The sequence below is a fragment of the Protofrankia sp. CiP1_Cm_nod3 genome (assembly GCF_982290655.1).
Genome location: NZ_CEVIVD010000032.1, coordinates 20133 through 27362, shown reverse-complemented (window position 1 = coordinate 27362; position 7230 = coordinate 20133). Strand labels below are relative to the sequence as shown.

General features: G+C 72.2%; 5 protein-coding genes. 2 read left to right on the top strand and 3 right to left on the bottom strand.

Translation table 11 applies throughout. The annotated features are described in order from the left end of the window. Window positions 1-41: 41 nt before the first annotated feature. Window positions 42-1886: an acyl-CoA dehydrogenase gene (locus tag AC5LUJ_RS08970; protein ID WP_250284502.1), complete on the bottom strand. Its 1845-nt coding sequence runs from the start codon at window positions 1884-1886 to the stop codon at window positions 42-44. Window positions 1887-2104: 218 nt separating this feature from the next. Then, on the bottom strand, window positions 2105-2617 hold the full coding sequence (locus AC5LUJ_RS08965) for a hypothetical protein (protein WP_250293012.1): 513 nt from the start codon (window positions 2615-2617) through the stop codon (window positions 2105-2107). Between the two features lie 405 nt (window positions 2618-3022). Here AC5LUJ_RS08965 and AC5LUJ_RS08960 point away from each other — a divergent pair, with 405 nt between their 5' ends. Next, a complete protein-coding gene (locus AC5LUJ_RS08960) occupies window positions 3023-6259 on the top strand; it encodes an AAA family ATPase (RefSeq protein WP_250284507.1) in 3237 nt (1078 codons plus the stop codon). A gap of 141 nt (window positions 6260-6400) precedes the next feature. Here the strand turns inward: AC5LUJ_RS08960 and AC5LUJ_RS08955 are convergent, their stop codons facing one another. Then, the gene (locus AC5LUJ_RS08955; RefSeq protein ID WP_250284509.1) at window positions 6401-6730 is read right to left on the bottom strand and encodes a hypothetical protein; all 330 of its coding nucleotides are present in this window, start codon (window positions 6728-6730) and stop codon (window positions 6401-6403) included. A gap of 288 nt (window positions 6731-7018) precedes the next feature. Here AC5LUJ_RS08955 and AC5LUJ_RS08950 point away from each other — a divergent pair, with 288 nt between their 5' ends. After that, the gene (locus tag AC5LUJ_RS08950) at window positions 7019-7228 is read left to right on the top strand and encodes a hypothetical protein (RefSeq protein ID WP_250284511.1); all 210 of its coding nucleotides are present in this window, start codon (window positions 7019-7021) and stop codon (window positions 7226-7228) included. The last annotated feature ends 2 nt before the right edge of the window (window positions 7229-7230 follow it).

The window sequence follows — 7230 nt, the reverse complement described above, 5'->3', positions numbered from 1 at the left end:
CCAGCCGGCTACCGGTCAGCCGGCTACCAGCTGCCGGTCACTCAGAACGCCTCCTCGGGGAGGTCCATCAGGTCGAGGTCGGTGGCCGCCAGGACGCCGAGCCGGGCGGACAGCTCGGGCAGCACGTTCGCGGCGAACCAGCGGGCCGCGGACACCTTGCCCGCGTAGAAGGCCCGGTCCTTCGCCGACAGGGTCCCCGCCGTCCCCCGCGCCGCCAGCGCGTTCTCCGCGGCCTCGGCCTGGCGCAGCAGCAGCCAGCCGATGACGAGGTCACCGACGCTCATCAACAGCCGGGTGGTGTTCAGGCCGACCTTGTACACGTTGCGGGGATCCTCCGCCGCGCTGGTGAGAAAGCCGACCAGCGCGGCGACCATCGACTGGACGTTGTCCAGCGCGACGCCGAGGGCCTCCCGTTCGTGCCGCAGCGAGCCGTCGCCGGCGTCACCCTTGGCGAACGCCTGGATCTCGCCGAACAGCGTGCCCAGCGCCGTGCTCCGGTCCCGCACGATCTTGCGGAAGAAGAAGTCCTGCCCCTGGATGGACGTGGTGCCCTCGTACAGGGTGTCGATCTTGGAGTCCCGGATGTACTGCTCGACCGGATAGTCCTGCAGGTAGCCGGAGCCGCCGAGGACCTGGAGGGATGTCGCGAGCAGCTCGTAGGACCGTTCCGAGCCGACGCCCTTGACGATGGGCAGCAACAGGTCGTTGAGCCGTTCGGCGAGGTCGTCCCGGGTGCCCGCCGCCTGCGCCAGGGCGATCCTGTCCTGGATCGTGGCGGTGTACAGGACAAGCGCCCGCATGCCTTCCGCGTACGCCTTCTGCACCATCAGCATCCGCCGGACGTCCGGGTGGTGGATGACCGTGACGCGCGGCGCGGTCTTGTCCATCAGCCGGGTCAGGTCGGCGCCCTGGACCCGGGTCCGGGCGAACTCGAGTGCGTTGAGGTAGCCGGTGGACAACGTCGCGATGGCCTTGGTGCCCACCATCATCCGGGCGTACTCGATGACCTCGAACATCTGGGCAATGCCGTTGTGGACGTCGCCGACCAGCCAGCCGACCGCGGGCTGCTGCTCGCCGTAGCGCAGTTCGCAGGTGGTGGAGACCTTCAGCCCCATCTTCTTCTCGACGTTGGAGACGTAGACGCCGTTGCGCACGCGGGGCTCGCCGGTGTTCGGGTCCACCAGGAACTTCGGCACCAGGAACAGGGACAGGCCCTTGGTGCCCGGCCCGTGGCCGACCGGTCGGGCCAGGGTGAGGTGGAAGATGTTCTCCGGTACGTCCCAGTCACCACCGGTGATGAAACGCTTCACGCCCTCGATGTGCCAGCTGCCGTCGGGCTGGGGTACCGCCCTGGCGCGCCCGGCTCCCACGTCCGAGCCGGCGTCGGGCTCGGTGAGGACCATGGTCGCGCCCCACTGGCGCTCGATCGCGAGCCGGGCGAGGTTCTTCTGCTCGGCATTGCCGAGCCGGTCGAGGATCGCCGCGAAGGTGGGCCCGCTCATGTACATGAACACCGCCGGGTTGGCCCCGAGGACGAGCTCCGAGGCGGCCCAGGCGACCGAGGGCGGAGCGCCCATCCCCCCGAGGTGCGGCGGCACGAACAGCCGCCACCACTGGCCTTCCATGAGCTGGGCGTAGGACTTCTTGAACGACTCCGGCAGGGTGACGCTGCCGGTGCTGGCGTCGAAGACCGGGGGGTTGCGGTCCGCGTCCGTGAACGACTCGGCGATCGGGCCGGTAGCCAGCCTGTCGAGTTCGGCGAGTACCTCGTGGGCCGTGTCGCGGTCCATCTCGGCGAACGGGCCGTGCCCGAGCGTGTTGTCGACATCCAGCACCTCGAACAGGTTGAACTCGATGTCGCGGAGGTTGCTCTTGTAGTGCCCCATGGCTGTCTCCCGGGGAAGAGCCGGCCTCGGTGCTCACCGATGGGGCCGGCGTACTCCTACTGGCCAGTAACTCATACCCATGCTACCCGCCGGTAACCATCCTTGGTACGGATGCGCGGAATCCGGAACAACAAGCCGGAGCGAGCCAGGACCATGACATTGCGCAGCGAATGCCATGGCTGGCGACACTTTCCGCGACGGGGAGGCGGCCGGCGATCCTAGGAGACGTCGCCCCAGCGCAGGTTGCCGTCGGGATCGCGCAGGCAGACCACGGGACGTCCGTTGGCCCCCTGGACGACCTGGCCGGTGTCGGTGACGGTGCATTCGGCGTTCGGCACGGGAGCGGCCGGGTCGGGCGGCGGCGGGCCGGCCAGCCCCCAGCGCGGCTGGCCCGTGTCCGTCTGCTGGCAGTACAGGATCAGCCCGCTGATGGCCTGCCGCGGGGCGACATCGCGCGCGGATACGCATGGCTGACCCACGAACACCGTGGGCGACCAGTGCGACGAGTCAGAACCCGGCGGAGCATCGGTGAGGCCGCCCGGCGCGGCGGGATCGGACGCCTTCGGGGAGTCCTGCGCGCCCGGGGCCGGGGCGCCCGTCCCGCCGGTCGCGGCCGGCGGCCCGGAACGTTCGCCCGGCCCGCCCGAGGGGCCCGTGGCCGAGGCCCGCGGCGAGGACATCTCGATGTCGCTGCCGGCCGACCCGCAGCCGGCCAGCAGGAGCGCCGTCATCGCGACCGCCGCGACGGCACGGGCTGCGCTTCGGGCACGGGCTGCGCTTCGGGCACGGGCTGCGGCATGGGCTCTTAGACACCCGTGTCCTGCATGTCCAGCCGCCACACCGTCCAGCTTAGGCCGTGTCAGACGGATGTTGGTCGATGCGGGTGGCCGTCCGGGCGCCACCCGCGGTCGAACATCCGTCGGACGCGGCCTGGGCGCCGGCCGGCGGGGCACGGCGGCGCGCGGGAAGAACGATCGGCCCGGCGGGCGCCGGCCGGGATTTTCCGACTGTCATGAACCAGGAGTGACCGGGTCGGGACGCGTCACTCACGACTGTGGGACAGATCACGATCACCGGAAACGACTGACATCGCCATCCTGTCCCGTACGGCGGTTCTCCGGCCTACGATCCGGCACATGGTCGCCTGCCCGACATGCGGAAAGGCCAATCAGGACGAAGCACGCTTCTGCTTCTCCTGCGGTACTCCCCAGCCCACGTTCGGGATCGGCGCCCGCAAGACCGTCACGATCCTGTTCTGCGACGTCACCGGCTACACGGCCATCGGTGAGCAGCTCGACTCCGAGCCGCTGCAGCAGGTCATGTGGCGGTTCTTCAGCGCCGCCCGCGAGGTGATCTCCTCGCACGGGGGCAGCGTCGAGAAGTTCATCGGGGACGCCGTGTTCGCCGTCTTCGGCATTCCCGTCCTGCACGAGGACGACGCGCTGCGGGCCGCCCGGGCGGCCTGCGAGATCCGTGCCAGCATGGACGTGCTCAACGCCGACCTGGAGCGTGACTGGGGGTTCCGCTTCCGCATCCGCATCGGCATCAACACCGGCGAGGTCACCGTCGGCGGGCCCGGGACGGGCGGCGGTGTCACCGGGGACGCCGTCAACGTCGCGTCCCGGCTGGAGGAGGCCGCCGCCCCCGACGAGATCCTCATCGCGGACGCCACCCTGCGGCTGATCCGGCCGCACGTACGCGCCGAACCGGTCGGGCCGCTGGTCGTCCAGGGCAAGCGGGCGCCGCTGCGGGCCCACCGCCTGATCGACCTGACCCACCCGGGGATCGGGCCGGGGGCGCGGTTCGCGCCCGAGGGCTTCGCCGCCCCGGTGATCGGCCGGGACCGGGAGCGCCGCCGCCTCGACGACGCCCTCGAGCAGGTGATCGAGGAACGCACCTGCCACCTGTTCACCCTGCTCGGCCCGGCCGGTATCGGGAAGTCCCGGATGGTCCGGGAGTTCTGTGAGGCGATGGCGCCGCGGGCGACGGTGCTCACCGGGCGCTGCCTGTCCTACGGCGAGGGCATCACCTACTGGCCGCTGATGGAGATGGTCCGGCAGGCGACCGGGATGTCCGCCGACGAGAGCGCGCCCGAGGGCCGCCGCCGCCTGCGCGAGCTGCTGGAGGAGGTCGGTAACGTCACCAGCGGCGTCACCGGGGACGCCGCCGCCGTGGTGGACGGGCTGGCACCCCTGGTCGGGCTCGGCGGCGCCGAGGTCGGCGCGCAGGAGAGCTTCTGGGCGGTACGGACCTTCCTCGCCGCGCTCGCCGAGAAACGTCCGCTGATCGTCTGGTTCGACGACGTGCACTGGGCCGAGCCGACCCTGCTGGACCTGATCGAACACGTCGCCGACTGGTCCCGGGAAGCGCCGGTCCTGCTGCTGTGCCTGGCCCGGCCGGAACTGCTCGAGGAACGCCGGACGTGGGGCGGCGGCAAGCTCAACGCCACGTCCATGCTGCTGCAGCCGCTGAGCGAGGAGCGCTGCCAGCGCCTGATCCGCACCCTGATGGGCTCGAACGACCTCGACCCGGCGCTGGTCGCGCGCATCACCGACTCGGCCGCGGGCAACCCGCTGTTCGTCGAGCAGACGCTGGCGGCCCTCGTCGACGACGGGCTGCTGCGCCGCGAGGGCGACCGCTGGATCGCCACCGGCAACCTGGGCTCGGTCCAGGTCGCCCCGACGATCTCCGCGCTGCTCGCCGCCCGGCTGGACCGGCTCAACGCCCACGAGCGGCGGGTCCTGGAGCGCGCCGCCGTGGTCGGGCAGCGTTTCTACCTGGACGCGGTGGTGGAGCTCTCCGCCCCGGCGGACCGGGCGGCGGTCGCCGAGCACTGCCTGTCGCTGGTCCGCAAGGAGCTGGTCCATCCCGACCGGTCGGACCTGCCCGGGGTGGAGGCGTTCCGGTTCCTGCACGTCCTGCTGCGCGACTGCGCCTACCAGGCGACGTCGAAGCGGCAGCGGGCGGACCTGCACCAGGGGTACGCGAGCTGGCTGCAGACCCGGATGGCCGGGCGGCCCGGCGAGCACGACGAGCTCGTCGGCTATCACCTGGAGCAGGCCTACCGGTACCGGGTCGCGCTCGGGCTGCGCGACGCCGAGACCGAGGAGCTGGGACGGCAGGCCGCCACCTGCCTGATCGAGGCCGCCGACCGGGTCCGCCAGGGCGACGAGACAGGAGCGGCCGGGCTCCTCAAACGGGCGGTCAAGCTACTTCCAGTGACAGATCCGCTGCGGATACGCGCCGAGATCGACCTTGGCTGGGCGCTGTACTCCTTCGACCGCTTCAGCGACGCCGAACGCATGCTGCGCCAGGCCACCGACCGGGCCACCCGGATCGGCGAGGCCGGCCTGCGCGCCCACGCCCGCCTCGCCCACCTGCGGCTGATGTTCGCCACCAGCCCGGAGGGGCTGGTCGCCGAGACCCTCGGCGAGGCGACCCGGGCGTTACCGATCTTCATGCAGAGCGGGGACGAGGTCGGCGCCGCGCTCGCCTGCCGCAGCCAGGCCGCCGCCTACATGGCGGCCGGCTGCTACGCCCTGGCGGAACGGGCGATGCAGGCCGCCGTCCGGCACGCCGAGGAGTCCGGGGTGCTGCGCGACGTCCAGACGACCAGGCGCGACCTCGTCCACCTGCTCAGCCTGGCTCCCCGGCCGGTCGGCGAGTCGATCGAGCGCGCGCAGCGGGCGCTGGCCGGTGTCGGCGACGACCGCGGCCTGCGCCGCTCCCTGCTCGCCCAGCTGGCGCTGCTGCACACGATGGCCGGGGACGTCGACGCCGGCATGGAGCACCTGATCCGGGCCGAGGCGATCGACTGGGACGTGCGCAGCCCCCGCGGGGACCCGCTGTACGGGGGCTTCGTCGTCGCCCGGATCGCCCTGCTCACCGACGACCTCGACACGGCCGAGCACGAGCTGCGGCGCAGCTGCCGCCGGCTGGCCCGGATGGGCGAGCGCGCGCACCTGGCCACCCGTGCCGCGGCCCTCGCCGACGTCCTGGTCAAGCTCGGGCGCCTGGACGAGGCCGCCACCTACGTGTCGCGCTCCCGCGACGCCGCCGCCGGCGACCAGGTGCCCGCCCAGGCGGGCTGGTGCGGGGTGCACGCCAAACTGCTCGCGATGCGGGGGCGGGACCGGGAGGTCGAGGCCGTGCGGTTCGCCGAGGCCGCCTGCGACCTCGCCGGCCGGACCGACGACTGGGACGGGCAGGCGCAGGCCTGGCTGACCTACGCCGAGGTGCTCCACCGGACCGGGCAGAGCGACCTGGTCCGGCCGAAGGTCGACGCCGCGGTCGCCTGCTACGAGAAGAAGGGCAACCTCACCGGGGCGACGCGGGCCCGCCGGCTGCTGGAGGACCTCGCAGCCTCCGTGTGAGGGCCCCGTACCGGGCCCTCAGTGTGAAGCCCTCAACGTGGGCCCCTCCATGTGGGGCCCTCCGCCACGTGAAGCCCTCGGTGTAAGGCCCTCGGCATGCCCTCGCTCGCGGGCCCGGCCGTAGCCGGTCCCACGATCCCGTCAGCCGGCCGCCCCGCACCCGCGGGCGCGGGCTTCTTCCTGCAAGTAGTGGAGCTCCTCGGCCCACACCCGGAAGCGTCCCACCGCGGCCAGCTCCGCGGCCAGCGCGCGGGCGATCCGGGCGATCGAGAGACGTTCCACCGGGCTGCGCAGCCACGGGCGGTCCGCCGTCTCCTCCTCGGTGGCCCGCTCGTAGGCCGCCCGGTGCAGGACGATCTCCGCCTGGGCGACCTCGATCTGCTCGACCAGCATCCGCGTCCGCGTCCACAGCTCGGCGTCGCTCGGCACGGCCCGCCCGACCGACCAGGGCCTGTGGCGGTGCCCGCTCATCGGGGGGCCACCCGAGCCGGCCGACTGCGTCACGGCGGACCTCGGCATAACAGACATGGTGACAGGCACCGCTTTACGATCGGCGCCCGGCTGGGCCCGGTAATGATACCGCCGCCAGCCACCACTGTCCGGCGTCCGCGGCGGTACTCACCCTCTGGGTACGAAGTCGGCGGCAGGAAGTGAATGCCCCGCGACCACGGGTAGGACCGATAGCGAGATAACGGAAAGGGATCACATCGGAACTTTCCGTGTTGTCGATGGGGGCCGGGGGACGTGGTGGCCGGATCGGTGGCGGTTGTGCTGGGATTTCCGCTCCTCCTGATGGCCGGCATGCTGGCCATGCAGCGGGTGGAACAAATGATCGAACGGGTGCGCCAGCCGGTGCTGCGAGCCGTCCCGGACCTGGACGACGCCTGCGTCGAGGAGGTCGAGGAGACCGGCCCGCCCCCGGCCCGCCTCCTGCGGCTGATCGTCTCCCGGCACGCCGTCCGCCCCTGACC